A 19242-nucleotide genomic window follows, 5' to 3' on the forward strand; every position below is an offset into this window, starting at 1 on the left:
GACCGCCGACCGCCGACCGCCCCCGAGGAAGGCCCATGACCCCGTGCCCGAACCGCTCCGCGCCACCGCTCGCCCCGCCCGCCGTGCTCTCCGCGCGCCCGTACCGCCCGCGCGGCACCGCCCGGGACCACCACCCGGCGCCCCCGCGCCGGCCCCGCCACCCCCGGGCCGCCTGCGCCCCCGCCCAGGCACCGCCGGACGGCCTCAGCACCCGGTTCGCCCACCGGCTGGTGGAGGTGCTCACCGGCGCCCGGCCGTCCGGCCAGCTGCAGCGCCACACCACGCTGGCCTGCTACGGCCAGCTCGCCGCCCTGGTCCGGGCCGGCACCCTGCGCCGGACGTCCGCCGGCGTCCGGCCCCGGCTCGGCCCGGTGCACGACCGCTCGCCCTCGCCGGACGCCGTCGAGGCCTGTGTCCGGGTCGACCTGGGCCCGCGGCACCACATGGTGGCGTTCCGGCTGGAGCCGCGCGGCCCCTCGGGCCAGTGGCAGTGCACCGCCGTGGAGGCCCGGTGACCGCCGACCGCGCCCCGCTGCCGCCCCCGACCGCACCAGCGGCCCCGGCGGCCCTGACGGCCCCGGAAACGACGCGGGGCGCCGCCCCCGTACGGGAGCGGCGCCCTGTCCGGCGGCGGGCCGGTCCGGAGTCCGGACCGGCCGCCTGCCCGGGCTCAGCCCTTGCGGCGACGGCCCTTGGCCGACTTGGCGGCCTTGCGGCGCTCGGCGCGGGTCAGCCCGTCGCCCTCGTCCTCCGCCCCGAGGTCCTCGAAGTCGCCCTCGACCACACCGCCGCCGACCTCGTCCGAGGGGGCCGTGTAGTGCAGCCGCTGCGGCTTGGGGGCCTCCAGGCCCTTGGCCTTGATCTCCGGGCGGGCGGCGTCCTTCTCCAGCTTGTCGAGCATGACCTCGGCGTCGGCCACTGGGACCTCCTCGACCTGCTGCTCGACCTGGACCTCCAGGTTGAACAGGTAGCCGACGGACTCCTCCTTGATGCCCTCCATCATCGCGGTGAACATGTCGAAGCCCTCGCGCTGGTACTCGACCAGCGGGTCGCGCTGCGCCATGGCCCGCAGGCCGATGCCCTCCTGGAGGTAGTCCATCTCGTAGAGGTGCTCGCGCCAGCGGCGGTCCAGCACCGACAGGACGACCCGGCGCTCCAGCTCGCGCATGATCTCGGTGCCGAGCTGGTCCTCGCGGGCGCCGTACTGCGCCTGGACGTCCTCCTGGACCACCTTGGTGAGGAACTCCGGGGTGAGGCCCGCGGTGCCGCCGGCCTCCTCCTCCAGGTCCCCCAGGTCCAGGGTCACCGGGTAGAGCTGCTTGAGCGCGGTCCAGAGCTTCTCGAGGTCCCAGTCGTCCTCGAAGCCCTCGCCGGTGGCGGCCCGGACGTACGCCTCGACGGTGTCGTCCATGAAGTGGCCGACCTGCTCCTGGAGGTCCTCGCCCTCCAGCACCCGGCGGCGCTCGCCGTAGATGACCTCGCGCTGGCGGTTCAGCACCTCGTCGTACTTGAGGACGTTCTTGCGGATCTCGAAGTTCTGCTGCTCGACCTGGGTCTGCGCGGAGGCGATGGCCCGGGTGACCATCTTCGACTCGATCGGCACGTCCTCGGGCACGTTGGCCATCGAGAGCACGCGCTCGACCATGCCGGCCTTGAAGAGGCGCATCAGGTCGTCGCCCAGCGACAGGTAGAAGCGGGACTCGCCCGGGTCGCCCTGACGGCCGGAGCGGCCGCGCAGCTGGTTGTCGATCCGGCGGGACTCGTGGCGCTCGGTGCCGAGGACGTAGAGGCCGCCGGCCTCCTTGACCTCGTCCTGCTCCGCCTTCACCGCGGCCTTGGCCTTCTCCAGGGCGGCCGGGAACGCGGCCTCGTACTCCTCTGGGGTGTCCACCGCGGAGAGCCCGCGCTGGGCCAGTTCGGCGGCCGCGAGGTGGTCGGCGTTGCCGCCGAGCATGATGTCGGTACCGCGGCCGGCCATGTTGGTGGCGACGGTGACGGCGCCCTTGCGGCCGGCCTGGGCGACGATCTGCGCCTCGCGCTCGTGGTGCTTGGCGTTCAGCACCTCGTGCGGGATGCCGCGCTTGCGCAGCTCCTGCGACAGGTACTCGGACTTCTCGACCGACACGGTGCCGACCAGCACCGGCTGGCCCTTCTCGTGCTTCTCGGCGATGTCCTCGACCACGGCGGCGAACTTGGCCGGCTCCGACTTGTAGATCAGGTCGGGCTGGTCGAGGCGCAGCGGCGTCTTGTTGGTCGGGATCGGCACCACGCCGAGCTTGTAGATCTGGTGGAACTCGGCCGCCTCGGTGGTGCCGGTACCGGTCATGCCGGCGAGCTTGTCGTACAGGCGGAAGAAGTTCTGGAGGGTGATGGTGGCCAGGGTCTGGTTCTCGTTCTGGACCTCCACCCCCTCCTTGGCCTCGATCGCCTGGTGCATGCCCTCGTTGTAGCGGCGGCCGGCCAGGATGCGGCCGGTGTGCTCGTCGACGATCATGACTTCGCCGTTCATGACGACGTAGTCCTTGTCCGCCTTGTACAGCTCCTTCGCCTTGATGGCGTTGTTCAGGAAGCCGACCAGCGGGGTGTTCACCGACTCGTAGAGGTTGTCGATGCCGAGGTAGTCCTCGACCCGGGTGACGCCCTCCTCCAGGATGCCGACGGTGCGCTTCTTCTCGTCGACCTCGTAGTCGCGGTCGATCTTCAGGCGCAGCACCAGCTTGGCGAAGTCGGCGTACCACTTGGTCGCCTGGTCCGCGGGGCCGGAGATGATCAGCGGGGTGCGGGCCTCGTCGATGAGGATCGAGTCGACCTCGTCGACCACCGCGAAGTTGTGGCCGCGCTGGACCAGTTCGTCCTTCGACCAGGCCATGTTGTCGCGCAGGTAGTCGAAGCCGAACTCGTTGTTGGTGCCGTACGTGATGTCCATCCCGTACTGGCGCTTGCGCTCGGCGGGCGTCATGTTCCCGAGGATCACGCCGACCTCGAGGCCGAGGAAGCGGTGCACCCGGCCCATCCACTCCGAGTCGCGCTCGGCGAGGTAGTCGTTGACCGTGATGAGGTGCACGCCCTTGCCGGTCAGCGCGTTCAGGTACGCGGGCAGCGTGCCGACCAGGGTCTTGCCCTCACCGGTGCGCATCTCGGCGACGTAGCCGAGGTGCAGCGCCGCGCCGCCCATGAGCTGGACGTCGTAGTGCCGCTGGCCGAGCACGCGCTTGGCGGCCTCGCGGACGGTGGCGAACGCCTCGGGGAGGATGTCGTCCAGGGTCTCGCCGTCGGCAAGGCGCTGCTTGTACTCGTCGGTCAGTGCGCGCAGCTCGGCGTCGGTGAGGTTGACGAAGTCCTCTTCGATGGAGTTGACCTGGGCGGCAATCCGCTGCAGCTTGCGAAGGACCTTGCCTTCGCCGGCGCGCAGGATCTTGTCGAAGACGGACACGTGAGCGGGCTCCTTGCCTGTATTGGCACTGGACGACTGCACGGCGGATCCACCCCACCGCACGGGCCATCGTATGCGAGGAGCCCAATGCCCCGGGAGGTGCGTCAGCACGGTATTCCCGTGTCACCCGCGCGAGCACTTCCGACGATAGCGCCTCGCAGCGGGGCAAACCGGGCGGACGTCCGGCCAGTTGAACGCGCCGATCCGTTAATCGGATGCTCTGAATTCTCTCTGCACGGAATAATCCCTCCATGGATGAGCAGCCGAAGAGTCACAGCGGGCCGCGGCCGGCGGATCCCGTCGTCCTCACCACCGACCGCCTGGTCCTGCGCGCCCCGCGCGAGGAGGACGTCGACGCCGTCTTCGCCGCCTGCCAGGACGAGGAGATCCAGCGCTGGACGGTGGTCCCGTCGCCGTACCGCCGCCAGGACGCCGAGTACTTCGTCCACGAGCTCGCCGCCGAGGGCCGGCGGACCGGCGAGAACCTGATCTGGTGCGTGTTCGAGCGCGGGACCGGCGCGCTGGTCGGCAGCCAGGGGCTGGTGGCCTGCCCCGGCCGCCCGGGCGCCGCCGAGGTCGGCTGGTGGGCCGTGAAGGAGTTCCGCGGCCGCGGGTACACCGCGGAGGCCGCCGCCGCGGTGGCCCGGTACGGCCTGCGGGACCTCGGGCTGCGGCGGCTGGAGTGGCTCGCCTACACGGGCAACGACGGCTCCCGGGCGGTGGCCGAGAAGATCGGCTTCCGCTTCGAGGGCACCCTGCGCTCGTACTCCGAGCAGCGCGGGCGGTTCCTCGACACCTGGATCGCCTCGCTGCTCGCCGACGACCTCCCCGGCTGAGCGCCCGGGCGCCGGCCGGACCGCCGGGCCCGGGCGAACGCCCGGACCCCGGGCGGCCCGGCCCCGCTGTCGGTGCCCCCGTCTAGGCTCGCCGGCATGACCGCCTCGACCCCCGCCCCCGTGACCGTCCTCGGCGCCGACGACGCCCGCCGGATCGCGCTGCGCGCCCAGGGACTGCTCGGCGCCCCGGACCGCCGCGGCGGTGTGCGCGGAGTGCTGCGCCGGCTCGGCGCCGTCCAGCTCGACACCATCTCGGTGCTGGCCCGCTCCCACGAACTGGTGCCGTACGCCCGGCTCGGCGCGGTCGGCCGCCCGGCGGTCGAGACGGCGTACTGGGGCTCCGGCGCGAGCTTCGAGTACTGGTCGCACGCGGCCTGCGTGCTGCCCGTCGAGGAGTGGCCGCTGTTCGCCTTCCGGCGCCGCCACTACCGCGCCAAGGCCCACGTCTGGGGCAAGCAGGTCGACGCGGCCACCTACCGCACCGTGCTCGACCGGCTGCGCGCCGAGGGACCGCTCACCTCCACCGAACTGGGCGGCGCCAAGCGGACCGCCGAGTGGTGGGACTGGTCCGACACCAAGATCGCGGTGGAGCGGGCGCTGGCCTTCGGCGACGTCGTCTGCACCGAGCGGCGCAGCTGGAAGCGCGTCTACGCGCTGGCCGAACAGGCCCTCCCCGCCGAGCTGTTCGCCGCCGAGCCGGACGACGCGGAGTGCCTGCGCACCCTGGTCGCGCAGTCCGGCGCGGCCCTCGGAGTGGCCACCCGGGCCGACCTGCTGGACTACCACCGGCTGCGCGCCGAGCAGCTGGACGCGGCGCTGCCCGAGTCCGGCCTGGTCCCGGTCCAGGTGGCCGGCTGGGGCCCGGACGGCTCCCCGGGCGCCGCCTGGGCCGACCCGGCCGCGCTCGCCGCGGCGCCGCGCGGGCGCCACCGCACCACGCTGCTCTCGCCGTTCGACTCGCTGATCTGGGACCGCCCGCGCACCGAGCGGATCTTCGGCATGCTCCACCGGCTGGAGGCCTACACGCCCAAGCACAAGCGGGTGCACGGCTACTTCGCGATGCCGCTGCTGACCGGCGGGCGGCTGGTCGGCCGGGTCGATCCGGCCCGCGAGGGGCGGACGCTGGTGGCCCGTCAGGTCTCGCTGGACTCCCCCCGGCACCTGGAGGCGCTCGCCGGGGCGCTGCGCGAGGCGGCCGACTGGGTGGGCTGCGACGGCGTCCGGGTCGAGGCGCTGCACGACGAGGCGCTCCGCCCGGCACTGGAGAAGCTGCTCGGCTGAGCACGGCGGGGGGCGGGGGCGGGGCCCGACGGGCCCCGCGCTCACCCTATTTCGAGGATCTTCTCCCGCATCGCGTACACCACGGCCTCCATCCGGGAGTGCAGCTGCAGCTTCTCCAGGATGTTGCGCACGTGGTTCTTCACGGTGTTCTCGCTGATGAACAGCTCCTTGGCGATCTCCCGGTTGTTCATCCCGGTGGCCACCAGCTTCAGCACCTCCAGCTCGCGGTCGGTCAGCCGCGGCGCGGGCACCAACTCCCGCTCGTCGGACCGGCGCTGGATCATCGACTTGAACTCGGTGAGCAGCTTGGACGCCATCGACGGGCTGATCTGGGACTGCCCGTCGGCGACCGCGCGGATCGCGGTGGCGACCTCGTCGGTGGAGATCTCCTTGAGCAGGTACCCGGTGGCACCCGCCTTGATCGCCTCGTAGAGGTCGGCCTCCTCGTCGCTTATCGTCAGCATGATGATCTTGGTGCTGGGCGCGACGTCCTTGATCGCGGTGCAGGCCTCGATCCCGCTGCGGCGCGGCATCCTGACGTCCATGAGGATGATGTCCGGCAGCAGGTCGGCGGCCTTGAGCACCGCCTCGGCGCCGTCCCCGGCCTCGCCGACGACGGTGATGTCCTCCTCCTCGGCCAGCACGATCTCCAGGCCGCGGCGGAACAGCGCGTGGTCGTCCACCACCAGGACGCGGATCGGCTCCCGCCGGAGCGAGGCGTACTCGGGCTCCGCCCCCGGGCCGGGCGACACCCCCGCGACCGGCCCCGTTGCGGGCCCCAGCCCGAAGTGATCCCCCATCCGCTCCTCCCCCGTCGCCGGTCGTCGTGCGCCAATCATTCCACGGCCGGAGGGCCCTGCGGTCACCCTCCGGCGCCGATTGCCCCGCATCGGGTGACCTGCGCGGCGGCCCGGCACCGGCCCGGCCGGCCCCGGAACGCCGGTGACCCCGGCGGCATCGGCCACCGGGGTCACCCTTCCGTGCTGCTCGGACGGTCAGTCCTCGTCGTCACCCGCGCCGATCGCACCACCGGCGCCGCCACCCTCGACGGTCGAGCCGTCGGCCTTCAGGTGGATCACGCCGTAGTGGTAACCGTGCCGGCGGTAGACGACGCTCGGCAGGCCGCTGTCCTTCTCCACGAAGAGGTAGAAGTCGTGACCGACCAGCTCCATCTCGTAGAGCGCCTGGTCGAGCGCCATCGGGGCGGCCGGGTGCGTCTTCTCCCGGACCACCAGCGGGCCTTCGCCCTCCACTTCCAGGGTTCCCATCATGGTCTTGCGGACGGCCCCGTTGGTGCCGCTCTCCGCCGGCTTCGGCTCGGGCAACGCGGCCAGGGCCGCCGTCGCCTCGGCGACGCTGATCGGGGTGCGGCCGTTGCCGCCCTTGTGGACCCGACGCCGGTCCGCGGACTTGCGCAGCTGGGCGTCGAGCTTCGCCGAGGCCAGATCGAGCGCCGCGTAGGGGTCCGCGGCGGCGGCCTCGGCCCGGATCACCGGACCACGGGTACGGAGAGTGATCTCCACGCGGTCGGACCGGTCGGCCTGCCGCGGGTTGTGTTCCTTGGACACCTCGACATCGAGGCTGATCGCCTTGGTGTCGAACTTCTGGACCTTCTCCAGCTTCTCGGCCACGTGATCCCGGAACCTCTTGGGCACCTCGGTCTTGCGGCCCTTGACAACGATGTCCACGCAGAACTCCGATCCCTCGTTCTGTCGCCGGTCCGGGTGCTACCGGACCGGACTGAGACCAGCCGGACCAGCCAAATCCTTCGCCGGCCCTCCGCCCCACCGGCAACGGTGGGAACGACTGGCCCTCACCTCACTTCCTCCCCACCAGGGACGGTTGAAACCCCCTGGGGCTCATCGAACACCTCACACGGAGTTTTCGCCTCCCCAGCGGAGAGTTCGGGCATGACGGACCAATGGGGCTTGGCGGTCAAGCTGTAGCCCCCTGTCTACCCTCCTGCGAGTGAAACACAGGTAAATACCTGGACAACACCCCCCGTACGGCGCATTCTTTGCTCACTCTCCGTTCCTGAGCCGGGAGGAGCAGCCGTGCCACCGCCCTCCGCACCACCGCAATCACCGTCCGCCCGCGGGCCGTTCGCCCACGTCCTGGCCGGTCTGCTCGACGTGCTGCTCCCGGCGCCCTGCGCGGGCTGCGGAGCCGACCGCGGCCAGTTGTGCCCGGGCTGCCGGCGCATCCTCGCCACCGCCCGGCCCGGCCCCTCCAGCGCCCTGCCCTGGGCGCACGCCGCCGCACCGTACGACGGCCCGGTCCGCCGGCTGCTGCTCGCCCACAAGGAGCGCGGCGCGCTCCGGCTGGCCGGCCCGCTCGGGGAGACCCTCGCCGGGGCGGTGCGCTCCGCGCTCGGCCCGGACGCCGGGCAGGCCCCGCTGCTGCTCGTCCCGGTGCCCTCGGCGCGGGCGGCCGTGCGCGCCCGGGGCCACGACCCGACCCTGCGGCTGGCGGAGGCCGCCGCCCGGACCCTGCGCCGGGAGGGCCTGGACGTCCGCACCGCCCCGCTGCTGCGCCACACCCGCCCGGTCGCCGACCAGGCCGGGCTGCCGGCCGCCGAGCGCCGGCGCAACCTGCACGGCGCGCTCACCGTACGGCCGCTCGGCCACCGCCCGCCCGCGCTCCGGCCGGTCCTGGTGGACGACCTGGTGACCACCGGCGCGAGCCTCGCCGAGGCGGCCCGGGCCCTGTCCGCCGTCGGACTGCCGCCCCGCGCGGCCGCCACCGTCGCGGCGGCCGGCGCGGACCGGCCCGCCGGCCCCGGCGGTCAGCCCGGGTAGATGAACGAGGAGGAGCGGTCCTTCAGCACCAGCTCCCGCCACTGGTTGTTGACCAGCCGGTACAGCTTGCCGTCCGACCCCTGCAGCGCCAGCACCGGCGGCACCAGCGGAGCACTGCCGCCCCCGCCGTTCACCCGGGACTCCGACGCGGCGACCGTGACCATCTCGCCGCCGCTCTGCAGCCGCGCGTCGGTGTTCTGGGACCCGTCCGTGCTGACGTAGTGCAGCTGCTGCAGCTTGTCCTTCTCCTTGCCCAGCACCAACAGCTGGTCCGACTCCGCCCAGGAGACCGAGGCCACCTCCTCGAACACCGGGTTGGCCAGCCGCAGGCCGGTGATCTTCGCGGTCGGCGCGTCCTTGGTGCCGCCGTGGACCACCAGCCCCAGCCAGAGCTTCTGCTCCTTGCTGTCCTTGCCCTCCTTGAGCAGCAGGGCCACCCGGGTCCCGTCCGAGGAGACCTTGATGCCCTGCACCGAGCGGCTGTCCAGGCCGACCACCGGCACCTCGACGACCTTCTTCTCGCGCACCAGCAGCACCCGCTGGCCCTGCGGGTCGCGGTCCACCACGTAGAGGTCGCCCCGACCGTCCCAGGTCGGCGAGGTCAGCCCGTCGCCCCCCTTCGCCTCCGGGCGGTTCGGGGTGGTCACCACCGGCTGCGGCATCGCCGCCATGCCCTCCACGAACGGGACGATGTAGAGCTGGTGGCCGTCCCCGCTGATCGCCGCGGCACGCTCGACGTCCCGGGCCACCGCGATCGGGCCCAGCCGCTTGCCGGACTGCTGCGGGTCCCCCAACGGCCCCTGCACCGGCTCGCCCGCGACGTCACCGCCGTGCGACTCGTACAGCACGCCGTTCTCCTCGCGCTGGTAGAACTGCCGGGTGGCCATCTGCCCGGCCAGCGCGCCGGGGCCGGTCGCGGGCTCGTCGCCGCGGCTCGCCATGCAGCTCGGGCCGCCGTGCTGCCCCTTGAGCTCCAGCCGGTCCACCTGCCCGGTCCCCTGGTCGGCGAGCGTGTAGAGCAGCTGGGTGGCCATCCGCCGGCAGGTGGTGGCGCTGCCCAGGTCGACGTCGCCGACGGACACGTGCCCGGTGCGGTTGTCGTCCAGGCTCACCCCCGTCACCTTCGCCCCGGCGGGGAAGGCCGAGCGGACCACCGGGTCCAGCCAGGTGGACGGCCCGGCGACCAGCGCGTCGGCGGCCGAGCCCAGCGGGTTTATTCGGCGCCGCAGGTAGATCGGGTCGGCGATCAGCACGTCCTGGCTGGTCGCCGCCGCGGCGGTCGGCGCCGACGGGTCCGGCGCCGTGTAGAAGTACCGGTCGACCTGGCGGTAGCTGTTGCGGAAGTTGACCTCGTTGAGGATCAGCCCGTTGGGCAGCTCGTCGATCCGCCACTCGCCGCCCTTCTCGCGCTTGAACGAGAAGGAGGCCGAGAACGTCCGCGCGTCCTGGATCCGGTACGAGTGCCGCTCGTCCACCTCGGCCACCAGCTGGCCGTCGACCGGGACGGAGACGTCGGTGTCGGCGTCGGTCACGCTCACCTTGCCCTGGGTCGGCTTGCCGCCGAGCACCTTGACGCCCGCCTCCGCGTTCCAGCGCGCCGCGGCGGCCGGCGTCAGGTACTTGCGGGCCGTGCCGTAGTTGTCGTCGGCGGTCACCGCGTCCAGGAACCCGGCCAGCAGCTCCGGCGGGGCGGCCCCCTTGGCGGGCTCCACCGGGAAGACCCTGACCTGCAGGTTCTTGTCCGCCGAGCTCTTGGACAGCTCGATCTTGGTGACGCCCCCGGAATCCGGCATCGCCGCGCAGCCGCCGGCCAGCAGGGCACCCAGCAGGGCGCCGACCGTCCCGGCCAACCGCGGCTCAGTCCTGCCGCTGGTCCTTCGCACCGTGCGACCCCTCCGTGTCCGTTCCACCCGTGCCGTCCACCCCGGCGGCCCCGTCCGGCCGCGCGGACCGCTGCGCCACCGACGGCCGGCCCGGCGCCGTGTCCACCATGACCTGCGCGCCGGTCGCACCGTACCCGGCACCGGCCGGCAGGACGTCCGACGGGTCGGCCCGCGGGGCGTCCGGCAGCCGCCGGCCGAGACCCGGGCCGATGCTCAGCACGCCGCCCAGCCCGCTGCCGAAGCCGGGCCCGGAGGCCTCCGGGGTCTCCGGGACGGCCGGGTCCTCGGCCGCGCTCAGCGCGGTCGAGCCCGCCGGGCGGATCGCCCGCCGGTACGGCGTGCCGTAGGTGCCCAGCCCCCGGTTGTTGCGCGAGTCCTCCGGCTCCAGCCGGAACGGCGCCCGGCTGATCTCGCCGCCGCGGGTGCGCGGCAGGGTGAGCCGGAAGTGCGAGCCGCCGCCCGGCTCGCCCCAGGCCTGGAGCCAGCCGCCGTGCAGATGCGCGTCCTCGACCGCGATGGACAGGCCCAGCCCGGTGCCGCCGGTGGTCCGCACCCGGGACGGGTCGGCCCGCCAGAAGCGGTGGAACACCCGGGACGCCTCGCCCGGCTTGAGGCCGATGCCGTAGTCGCGCACGCCGACCGCGACCGCGCCGTCCTGCGAGCCCAGCCGGACCACGACGTCCCGGCCCTCGCCGTGCTCCAGCGCGTTGACCACCAGGTTGCGCAGGATGCGCTCGATCCGCCGGGAGTCGACCTCGGCCACCACCGGCTCGCCGTCGCCGCGGATCACCACCGCGCTGCCCTTGGCCTGCGCCAGCGGATCGGCGGCCTCGACCACCCGGCCGACGATCTCGCGCAGGTCCACCGGCTCGGCGTCCAGGACGGCCGCGCCCGCGTCGAACCGGCTGATCTCCAGCAGGTCGGCGAGCAGCGACTCGAAGCGGTCCAGCTGCCCCTGGAGCAGCTCGGCGGACCGGGCCGCCATCGGGTCCAGGTCCTCGCGGCTGTCGTAGATGAGGTCGGCGGCCATCCGGACCGTGGTCAGCGGGGTGCGCAGCTCGTGCGAGACGTCCGAGACGAAGCGCCGCTGCACCCGGGACAGCTCCTCCAGCTGGCGGATCTGCGCCTGCAGCGCGTTGGCCATCCGGTTGAACGATTCACCGAGGCGGGCGATGTCGTCCGTGCCGGTGACCTTCATCCGCTCCTCCAGGTGCCCGGCGGCCAGCCGCTCGGAGATCCCGGCGGCCATCCGGACCGGGGTCACCACCTGGCGCACCACCAGCCAGGCGATGCCGCCCATCATGATCACCACGAACACGCCGGCGGTCGCCAGGGTGCCGGTGATCAGGTTGAGGGTCTTGGTCTCCTGGCCGAAGGAGAAGACGTAGTACAGCTGGTAGCCGGTGCCGTCCGGGCCGACGAACTGCTGCCCGAAGACCAGGCCGGGCTCGGTCTTGCCGGCGCTGTCCGACCGCTGGATCCGGGTGGGCTGGCTGAAGGTCTGGCCGGCCTCCTGCGAGACCCGCGCCTTCAGCGCGGCCGGGACGCTGTCCGGCGAGATGTCGCCCGAGTAGCGCGGACCGAGGCTGGTCCGGTCCGGCTGCACCGTCTGACCGGTGCTCGGCAGCATCGCGATCACCGAGTAGACGTTCTGCCCGCTGGCCGCCAGCTCGCCGACCTGCCGCAGCAGCCAGGTGCCGGGCTCCTCGGTGCTCGGGTCGGCGGCCACGCCGGTCCGCAGCCGCAGGTCCTTCGCCTCGTCGATCTTCTTGATCTCGGTCTGGAAGCCCGCGATCGCCTGGTCGCGCGCCGCGGCCCGCTTGGTGTCCAGCAGCCCGGTGCGCACCTGCGCCACCACGACGACACCCAGCACCATCACCACCAGGACCGACAGCAGCAGGGTCGCCGCCACCACCCGCAGCTGGATCGAGCGCCGGTACAGCGCCGCGACCCGGTGCACGGGGCGGCGCAGCTGGCGGGTCACCGGCGCGAACAGGGCGGCCCCGCGCCGCCGGCGGCTGCGGACGGTCGAACTCAGCACGTCCCCGCGCACGGCGGAGCCGCCCCCGTCGGTCGCGGCACCCGCCGGGGTCTCGTCGGACTGGTCGCTCACGTCAGCTGGGCCCGGCCTTGTAGCCGACGCCGCGGACGGTCACCACGATCTCGGGGCGCTCCGGATCCTTCTCGATCTTGGAGCGCAGGCGCTGCACATGGACGTTCACCAGCCGGGTGTCCGCCGCGTGCCGGTAGCCCCAGACCTGCTCCAGCAGCACCTCGCGGGTGAACACCTGCCAGGGCTTGCGGGCCAGCGCGACCAGCAGGTCGAACTCCAGCGGGGTCAGCGGGATGCCCCGGCCGTCCCGCTTCACCGAGTGACCGGCCACGTCGATCACCAGATCGCCGATGGTCAGCTGCTCCGGGGTCGGCTCCTCGGCGCGGCGCAGCCGGGCGCGCACCCGGGCCACCAGTTCCTTGGGCTTGAACGGCTTGGTCACGTAGTCATCGGCACCCGACTCCAGACCCACCACGACATCCACCGTGTCGGTCTTGGCCGTCAGCATGACGATCGGGATCCCGGACTCCGCCCGGATCTGCCGGCAGACGTCGATGCCGTCGCGGCCGGGCAGCATGAGGTCGAGCAGGACCAGGTCCGGCTTGGTCTCCCGGAACGCCGCTAGCGCCCTGTCCCCATCCGCGACGAAAAACGGCTCAAAACCCTCACCACGCAGCACGATGCCGAGCATCTCGGCCAGTGCGGAGTCGTCATCAACGACGAGGACGCGTCCCTTCATGGGTCCATCCTCTCATTACCGGATTGTGACCTGCCGCACAGCAGTCCCATTGCTCCAGAACGGCCAACTGGAGGCCCGGCGAATTCCGGCCATACCGGGTGAAAGTTCCGGCCCCGAAGGCCCCCGGAACCTCCCTGAGCACCCACCGGCCGTCCATGGAGCGGCCGTTGCCGTTCAGCAACCGGATCCCCCTGGGGCGCGTCCGACCACCATGACACGATGGGCGCTGCGCCCGGGTGAAGATCCACCCGGCACCGCGACACCCTGACGCCCTCCGAGGAGCAGTGATGACCGACACCCCGGGCTGGGCCTCGCCCGGCTCGTCCGAGCCGTCCCGCGACGGTGCCCGGCCCCCGGCCGACGCACCCGCCACCGTGCCCGGCCCGTCGGCACCACCCCACGACGCCCCGCCCGCCTGGGGCACCGCGCCCGGCGCCCCGCAGCCCCCGTACGGGCAGCAGCAGCCTCCGTTCGGCCAGCAGCCCCTGTACGGGCAGCAGCCGCCGTACGGCCAGCAGCCGCCGCCGTACGGGCCGCCCGGCGGGCAGTACGGCTGGGGCGCACCGCCCAGCCCCAAGCCCGGTGTCATCCCGCTGCGCCCGCTCGGCCTCGGCGAGATCCTCGACGGCGCCGTGTCCACCGTCCGCAAGCACTGGCGGGTCGCCCTCGGCCTCTCCTTCGGCGTGGCCGTGGTCCAGCAGGGCGTCGCGCTCGGCGCCCAGCTCGCCGTCCAGGGCGACACGGCGGAGCTCACCCCGGTGCTGACCTCCCTGGTCAGCCTGCCGCTCGCCTGGCTGCTCGGCGTGATCGCCTCCGCCCTGCTGACCATGGTGGTCAGCCGCGCCATCCTCGGGCAGACCGTCACGCTCAAGGAGGCCTGGCGCGACGCCCGGCCCCGGACGCTCCAGCTCGTCGGCCTCACCCTGCTGAACGGCCTGATCCTCTTCGGCATCGTCCTGCTGGCCTTCGCCCCGCTGATCGGCTACGCGGTCGCCGGGGCCGAGGAACCGGGGATCACCGCCCTGCTCGTCCTCGTGGGCCTGCTCAGCCTGCCCGTCGTCTGCTGGCTCGGGATCCAGCTCAGCCTGGCCGCGCCCGCGCTCATGCTGGAGAAGCAGGGCGTCATCGCCGCCCTCTCCCGCTCCCGCCGCCTGGTCCGCCGCTCCTGGTGGCGGATCTTCGGCATCACCCTGCTCAGCACGGTGATCGCCTGGATCGTCTCCAGCGTGATCAGCACGCCGTTCACGGTCGCCGGCATGGTGCTGGGCTGGGGCGACTTCACCTCCCAGCTCGACTCCGGCGGCACCGCCACGATGCCCACCGCCATGCTGGTCACCGTCGCCATCGGCGGCATCCTCTCCTCCACCATCACGCTCCCCTTCACCGCCACCATCGGCGTGCTGCTCTACGTCGACCAGCGGATCCGCCGCGAGGCCCTCGACATCGAGCTCGCCCGCGCCGCCGGCCTGCCCGAGTACGGCGGCAGCGGCTGGGGCGGCCAGGCCGGCCCCGCCCCGACAGGCCTCTGAGCCCGATGGCGACCTGGGGGGAGATCGTCGTGCTCGCGGGAGGGGCCCCGGTCACGACACCGCGCGACGCGGCCCGTGACGCGGCCCGCGACGAGCTGGTCAAGGCCGACTACCACCGCCACGACCCGAGCATCCAGGAACGGGTCGTCAACTGGATCCTGGACCGGGTCGACGACGCCCTCGGCGCGCTCGCCGGCGGCGGCACCACCGGCACCACCGGGCTGATCCTCTTCCTGGTGGTCGCCCTGGTGATCGGCGCCGCCCTCTGGTGGCGGCTCGGCGCGCCCAAGCGTGCCGCCCGCACCGACCTCGGCGTCTTCGGCGGCACCGGCCCGCGCAGCGCCGCCGAGCACCGGGCCGACGCCGAGCGGCACGCCGCCGACGGCCGCTGGACGGAGGCCGTCCGCGAGCAGATGCGCGCCCTGGTCCGCGGCCTGGAGGAACGCACCCTGCTCGACCCCCGCCCCGGCCGCACCGCCGACGAGGCCGCCGCCGAGGCCGGCCGGGCGCTGCCCGACCACGCCGCCGCGCTCCTCGCGGCCGCCCGCGCCTTCGACGACATCGCCTACGGCGAGCGCACCGCCGACCAGGCCGCCTACCAGCTGCTGCGCGACCTCGACCGGACCCTCGAACGCGCCCGCCCGGTCCTCGCCACGGCCGCCGGAGGAACCGCATGACCAGCGCCACCCCCGCCCCGCCGACGGCGCCGCCCCCCTCGGCACCCGCACCCGGGCCCGCCCCGGCCGCCACCAGCCTCGCCCCCACCGGCCGCGGCCTGTGGCGGCGCGCCCGCTGGTACCTGCTCACCGCCGTCCTCGCCCTGCTCGCCGCCGTCGTCCTGGCCGCCGTCAACGGGGACCGCCGGTACCCGCCGCTCGACCCGCGCTCCTACGACGCCACCGGCAGCCACGCCGTGGTCGCCCTGCTGCAGCGCCAGGGCCTCAAGGTCGACCCCGTCACCGACCCCGCAGCCCGCCCCGCCGGCGCCGCCACCCTCGTCCTGCCCGAGCCCGACCTGCTCACCCCCGAGCAGCTGGCCGCCGTCGCCGCCGCCCGGCCCGCCCGGCTGGTCCTCGTCTCCCCCGGCCCCACCGCCCTCAGCGCGCTCGCCCCCGGCGTCCGGCTGTCCGACGAGAACGGCGGCGTCCCCTACGCCCGCGTCCGCAGCACCGACCCCGGCTGCTCCCTGCCGGAGGCCGTCCGGGCCGGCAGCGCCCACGTCGGCGGCCTGCTCTACACCGCCGGCAGCCGCGGCGAGGGCTGCTACCCGCGCGGCCACGGCTACCCCCTCGTCACCGTCCCCACCGGCCGCGGCACCGACGTCGTGGTCCTCGGCAGCGGCGAGTTCCTCACCAACGAACTGCTCAAGAAGGACGGCAACGCCGCCCTCGGCCTCGGCCTGCTCGGCGCCCAGCCGCACGTCGCCTGGCACCTGCCCGACTACACCGCCCCGGTCGCCGAGGGCGGCCGGAAGAGCTTCCGGGACTTCATCCCCGAGGGCTGGACCTGGGCCGCCGTCCAGCTGGCCGTCGCCGTCGTGCTGGCCGCGCTCTGGCGTGCCCGGCGCCTCGGCCCGGTCGTCAGCGAGAACCTGCCCGTAGTGGTCCGCGCCTCCGAGACCACCGAGGGCCGCGCCCGCCTCTACCGCCGCGCGAAGGCCCGCGGCCGCGCCGCCGACGTCCTGCGCCGCGCCACCGCGCACCGCGTCGCCCCGGCCCTCGGCGTCCCGACCGCGGCCGGCGCGCCCGACCCCACCGCTCTCTGCGCGGCCGTCGCCGACCGCCTCCCCGAGCGGTCCGCCGGGGACGTACGGGCCCTCCTGTACGGCCCGCCCCCGACCGACGACGCCGCGCTGCTGCGGCTCGCCGACGACCTCGACGCCCTCGAAAGGCAGGTACGGAAGCCGTGACCGAGAAGGCCACCACCCAGCTCCGCATCACCCCCGGCACGGCACCCGCCACCCCCGGCACCACCTCCGACACCGCCGTCCCCGGCCCCGCCGCGCCCGGCGGCCCCCGGGTCGGCGACCCGCGCGAGGCGCTGACCGCCCTGCGCGCCGAGATCGCCAAGGCGGTCGTCGGCCAGGACGCCGCCGTCACCGGCCTCGTCGTCGCCCTGCTCTGCGGCGGGCACGTGCTGCTCGAAGGCGTCCCCGGCGTGGCCAAGACCCTGCTGATCCGCACCCTCTCCACCGCGCTCAGCCTGGAGACCAAGCGCATCCAGTTCACCCCCGACCTCATGCCCGGCGACGTCACCGGCTCGCTGGTCTACGACGCCCGCACCGCCGAGTTCTCCTTCCAGCCCGGCCCGGTCTTCACCAACCTGCTGCTGGCCGACGAGATCAACCGCACCCCGCCGAAGACCCAGGCCGCCCTGCTGGAGGCCATGGAGGAGCGGCAGGTCACCGTCGACGGCGAACCCCGCCCCCTGCCGGTGCCGTTCCTGGTCGCCGCGACCCAGAACCCCGTGGAGTACGAGGGCACCTACCCGCTGCCCGAGGCCCAGCTCGACCGCTTCCTGCTGAAGCTGATCCTCCCGCTGCCCGACCGCGACCAGGAGTTCCAGGTCCTCGCCCGGCACGCCGCCGGCTTCGACCCCCGCGACCTCGTCGGCGCCGGCGTCCGCCCGGTCGCCGGACCGGAGCACCTCGCCGCCGCCCGCGAGCAGATCGCCCGGCTGACCGTCTCCCCCGAGGTCCTCGCCTACATCGTCGACCTCTGCCGGGCCACCCGGCAGTCGCCCTCGCTCTCCATCGGCGTCTCCCCCCGCGGTGCCACCGCCCTGCTCGCCGCCTCCCGCGCCTGGGCCTGGCTGGCCGGACGCGACTACGTCACCCCCGACGACGTCAAGGCACTCGCCCTGCCCACCCTTCGGCACCGCGTCGCACTGCGTGCGGAGGCCGAGATGGAGGGCGTCACCGCCGACTCCGTCATCCAGGCGGTGCTCGCCCAGACGCCCGCCCCGCGCTGAACCCACCCCCGCCGCGCCCGCTCGCCCCTCCGGCCGGCTCACCCCCGGTCCCGACGAAGGAACGCACCGCATGGCCCTCACCGGGCGAACCGCCCTGCTCGCCGCGCTCGGCGCCCTCGTCACGGGCCTGCTGCTGCCCTCCTGGGCCGGGATCGGCGCCGTCACGGGTGCGGTCCTGCTCGGCGTCGTCATCGATCTGGTGCTCGCCGCCCCCGTCCGCAGTCTGCGGATCACCCGGGGCGGCGACACCACGGTGCGGCTCGGCGAGCCCGCCGCGGTCGAACTGACCGTCACCAACCCGGCCGGACGCCCCCTGCGCGCCCGGATCCGCGACGCCTGGGCCCCGTCCGCCTGGCGGCCCGGCACCGAGACCGCCGCCTCCCGGCACACCCTGCGCGTGCCCGGCCACGAGCGGCGCCGTGCCGTCACCGTCCTCACCCCGACCCGGCGCGGGGACCACCACGCCCACAAGGTGACGGTCCGTTCCCTGGGCCCGCTCGGCCTGGCCGGCCGTCAGGGCTCGCACCTCGTCCCCTGGACCGTCCGCGCCCTGCCCCCGTTCGCCAGCCGCAAGCACCTGCCCTCCCGGCTCGCCCGGCTGCGCGAACTCGACGGCCGGACCTCCGTCCTGACCCGTGGCCAGGGCACCGAGTTCGACTCGCTGCGCGAGTACCTGCCCGGCGACGACGTCCGCTCCATCGACTGGCGGGCCAGCGCCCGCCGCCACACCGTCGCCGTCCGCACCTGGCGCCCCGAGCGCGACCGGCACATCCTGGTCGTCCTCGACACCGGCCGCACCTCGGCCGGCCGGGTCGGCGACGCACCCCGCCTGGACGCCTCGCTCGACGCCGCGCTCCTGCTCACCGCTCTCGCCACCAAGGCCGGCGACCGGGTCGACCTGCTCGCCCACGACCTGCGCAAGCGCGTCTCGGTGGCCGGCCGCTCCCCGAACGAGATCCTGCCGGCCTTCACCAACGCGATGGCCGTCCTTGAGCCCGCCCTCCACGAGACCGACATGCGCTCGCTGGTCGCCACCGCGCTCAAGATGGCGCCGCACCGCTCGCTGATCGTCCTGCTCACCGGCCTCGACGCGGCCCCGGTGGAGGACGGCCTGCTTCCCCTGCTCCCGATGCTGACCAAGCGCCACGAGGTGGTCCTCGCCTCCGTCTCCGACCCCCACCTCGACGAGCTCGCCGCCGGCCGCGGCACCGTCGAGGCCGTCTACGGCGCCGCGGCCGCCGAACAGACCCGCGCCGACCGCCGCCTCACCGCCGACCGCCTCACCCGCGCCGGCGTCACCGTCATCGACGCCCCGCCCACCTCCGTCGCCCCCGCCCTGGCCGACACCTACCTCGCCCTCAAGGCCGCCGGCCGCCTCTGACAGAGCCCGGAGCAGGCCGAGGAAAAGGGGAAAGCCCCGTCACCGGACCGGTGACGGGGCTTTTGAGTACCGTTCAGGGATCACTCGACCTCCCCCACCCCGGCGTCCTGCCGACGTCTTGCAGGACCCTTGACGGCCTTCCTCGGGGCTCCGGGGAAATGCCTCCAGGCGGGCCGGGCCGGCCATCCGCGCGCGCCGGGGCATTCGCCATTCGGCGCAGTAGGTGTGCAATGGGTAGGTGGTCGGAAACGCAAAGAACCCCCGCCGGTATCCCCGGCGGGGGTTCTCCACAAAGATTGTTCGGCGGCGTCCTACTCTCCCACAGGGTCCCCCCTGCAG

General features: G+C 74.0%; 15 protein-coding genes. 9 read left to right on the forward strand and 6 right to left on the reverse strand.

Going from position 1 to position 19242, the window contains the following annotated elements:
- Positions 1-35 precede the first annotated feature (35 nt).
- Positions 36-515, forward strand: coding sequence for an Rv3235 family protein (locus tag ACFVFS_RS33590; protein ID WP_380628658.1), 480 nt, complete (start codon positions 36-38; stop codon positions 513-515).
- A 155-nt stretch (positions 516-670) separates the two neighbouring features.
- Here ACFVFS_RS33590 and secA read toward each other — a convergent pair whose 3' ends face one another.
- Positions 671-3433 (reverse strand): preprotein translocase subunit SecA, encoded by a 2763-nt coding sequence (gene secA, locus ACFVFS_RS33595; protein ID WP_380628659.1) that lies wholly within the window; start codon positions 3431-3433, stop codon positions 671-673.
- Positions 3434-3684: 251 nt separating this feature from the next.
- Here secA and ACFVFS_RS33600 point away from each other — a divergent pair, with 251 nt between their 5' ends.
- Together ACFVFS_RS33600 and ACFVFS_RS33605 are read left to right on the forward strand one after the other, a co-directional pair.
- A complete protein-coding gene (locus ACFVFS_RS33600; RefSeq protein WP_380628660.1) occupies positions 3685-4269 on the forward strand; it encodes a GNAT family N-acetyltransferase in 585 nt (194 codons plus the stop codon).
- A 96-nt stretch (positions 4270-4365) separates the two neighbouring features.
- Entirely contained in the window at positions 4366-5550 is a 1185-nt protein-coding gene (locus ACFVFS_RS33605; RefSeq protein ID WP_380628661.1) for a winged helix-turn-helix domain-containing protein, read from the forward strand.
- Positions 5551-5591: 41 nt separating this feature from the next.
- Here ACFVFS_RS33605 and ACFVFS_RS33610 read toward each other — a convergent pair whose 3' ends face one another.
- Both ACFVFS_RS33610 and hpf read right to left on the reverse strand, forming a co-directional pair.
- The gene (locus ACFVFS_RS33610) at positions 5592-6350 is read right to left on the reverse strand and encodes a response regulator (RefSeq protein WP_380628662.1); all 759 of its coding nucleotides are present in this window, start codon (positions 6348-6350) and stop codon (positions 5592-5594) included.
- 195 nt (positions 6351-6545) lie between these two features.
- Positions 6546-7238, reverse strand: coding sequence for a ribosome hibernation-promoting factor, HPF/YfiA family (hpf, locus tag ACFVFS_RS33615; protein WP_380628663.1), 693 nt, complete (start codon positions 7236-7238; stop codon positions 6546-6548).
- Positions 7239-7604: 366 nt separating this feature from the next.
- On the opposite strand from hpf, the gene ACFVFS_RS33620 reads away from it, so the two are divergent.
- Positions 7605-8348 carry a ComF family protein gene (locus ACFVFS_RS33620; protein ID WP_380628664.1) on the forward strand — a complete coding sequence of 248 codons (744 nt, stop codon included), beginning with the start codon at positions 7605-7607 and terminating at the stop codon, positions 8346-8348.
- On the opposite strand, the gene ACFVFS_RS33625 is transcribed toward ACFVFS_RS33620, so the two are convergent.
- The 3 genes from ACFVFS_RS33625 to mtrA are packed head-to-tail and all read right to left on the reverse strand — an operon-like array spanning position 8336 to position 13023.
- Positions 8336-10231: an LpqB family beta-propeller domain-containing protein gene (locus ACFVFS_RS33625; protein WP_380628665.1), complete on the reverse strand. Its 1896-nt coding sequence runs from the start codon at positions 10229-10231 to the stop codon at positions 8336-8338. The two genes, ACFVFS_RS33620 and ACFVFS_RS33625, sit on opposite strands and share 13 nt — an antisense overlap.
- Positions 10206-12344 carry an MtrAB system histidine kinase MtrB gene (gene mtrB / locus ACFVFS_RS33630; RefSeq protein WP_380628666.1) on the reverse strand — a complete coding sequence of 713 codons (2139 nt, stop codon included), beginning with the start codon at positions 12342-12344 and terminating at the stop codon, positions 10206-10208. Before mtrB ends, ACFVFS_RS33625 begins: the two co-directional genes overlap by 26 nt.
- 1 nt (position 12345) lies before the next feature.
- Entirely contained in the window at positions 12346-13023 is a 678-nt protein-coding gene (gene mtrA / locus ACFVFS_RS33635; RefSeq protein WP_030247322.1) for an MtrAB system response regulator MtrA, read from the reverse strand.
- A 287-nt stretch (positions 13024-13310) separates the two neighbouring features.
- Here mtrA and ACFVFS_RS33640 point away from each other — a divergent pair, with 287 nt between their 5' ends.
- The 5 genes from ACFVFS_RS33640 (at position 13311) to ACFVFS_RS33660 (ending at position 18903) form a co-directional block, all read left to right on the forward strand.
- Positions 13311-14552, forward strand: coding sequence for a hypothetical protein (locus ACFVFS_RS33640; RefSeq protein WP_380628667.1), 1242 nt, complete (start codon positions 13311-13313; stop codon positions 14550-14552).
- Between the two features lie 5 nt (positions 14553-14557).
- A complete protein-coding gene (locus tag ACFVFS_RS33645) occupies positions 14558-15229 on the forward strand; it encodes a DUF4129 domain-containing protein (protein WP_380628668.1) in 672 nt (223 codons plus the stop codon).
- On the forward strand, positions 15226-16461 hold the full coding sequence (locus ACFVFS_RS33650; protein ID WP_380628669.1) for a DUF4350 domain-containing protein: 1236 nt from the start codon (positions 15226-15228) through the stop codon (positions 16459-16461). Before ACFVFS_RS33645 ends, ACFVFS_RS33650 begins: the two co-directional genes overlap by 4 nt.
- 131 nt (positions 16462-16592) lie before the next feature.
- Positions 16593-17522: an AAA family ATPase gene (locus tag ACFVFS_RS33655; protein WP_380628672.1), complete on the forward strand. Its 930-nt coding sequence runs from the start codon at positions 16593-16595 to the stop codon at positions 17520-17522.
- 70 nt (positions 17523-17592) lie between these two features.
- Positions 17593-18903, forward strand: coding sequence for a DUF58 domain-containing protein (locus ACFVFS_RS33660; RefSeq protein WP_380628670.1), 1311 nt, complete (start codon positions 17593-17595; stop codon positions 18901-18903).
- Positions 18904-19242: the final 339 nt, after the last annotated feature.

The sequence above is a fragment of the Kitasatospora sp. NPDC057692 genome, assembly GCF_042799475.1.
Classification (GTDB): Bacteria; Actinomycetota; Actinomycetes; order Streptomycetales; family Streptomycetaceae; genus Kitasatospora.

What these genes read in the sequence shown, in the direction of transcription:
- ACFVFS_RS33645 (WP_380628668.1), top strand. Translation starts at nt 14,558, where the DNA reads ATGGCGACCTGGGGGGAGATCGTCGTGCTCGCGGGAGGGGCCCCGGTC.
- ACFVFS_RS33650 (WP_380628669.1), top strand. Translation starts at nt 15,226, where the DNA reads ATGACCAGCGCCACCCCCGCCCCGCCGACGGCGCCGCCCCCCTCGGCA.
- ACFVFS_RS33590 (WP_380628658.1), top strand. Translation starts at nt 36, where the DNA reads ATGACCCCGTGCCCGAACCGCTCCGCGCCACCGCTCGCCCCGCCCGCC.
- ACFVFS_RS33610 (WP_380628662.1), bottom strand. Translation starts at nt 6,350, where the DNA reads ATGGGGGATCACTTCGGGCTGGGGCCCGCAACGGGGCCGGTCGCGGGG.
- mtrA (WP_030247322.1), bottom strand. Translation starts at nt 13,023, where the DNA reads ATGAAGGGACGCGTCCTCGTCGTTGATGACGACTCCGCACTGGCCGAG.
- ACFVFS_RS33600 (WP_380628660.1), top strand. Translation starts at nt 3,685, where the DNA reads ATGGATGAGCAGCCGAAGAGTCACAGCGGGCCGCGGCCGGCGGATCCC.
- ACFVFS_RS33640 (WP_380628667.1), top strand. Translation starts at nt 13,311, where the DNA reads ATGACCGACACCCCGGGCTGGGCCTCGCCCGGCTCGTCCGAGCCGTCC.
- ACFVFS_RS33605 (WP_380628661.1), top strand. Translation starts at nt 4,366, where the DNA reads ATGACCGCCTCGACCCCCGCCCCCGTGACCGTCCTCGGCGCCGACGAC.
- ACFVFS_RS33660 (WP_380628670.1), top strand. Translation starts at nt 17,593, where the DNA reads ATGGCCCTCACCGGGCGAACCGCCCTGCTCGCCGCGCTCGGCGCCCTC.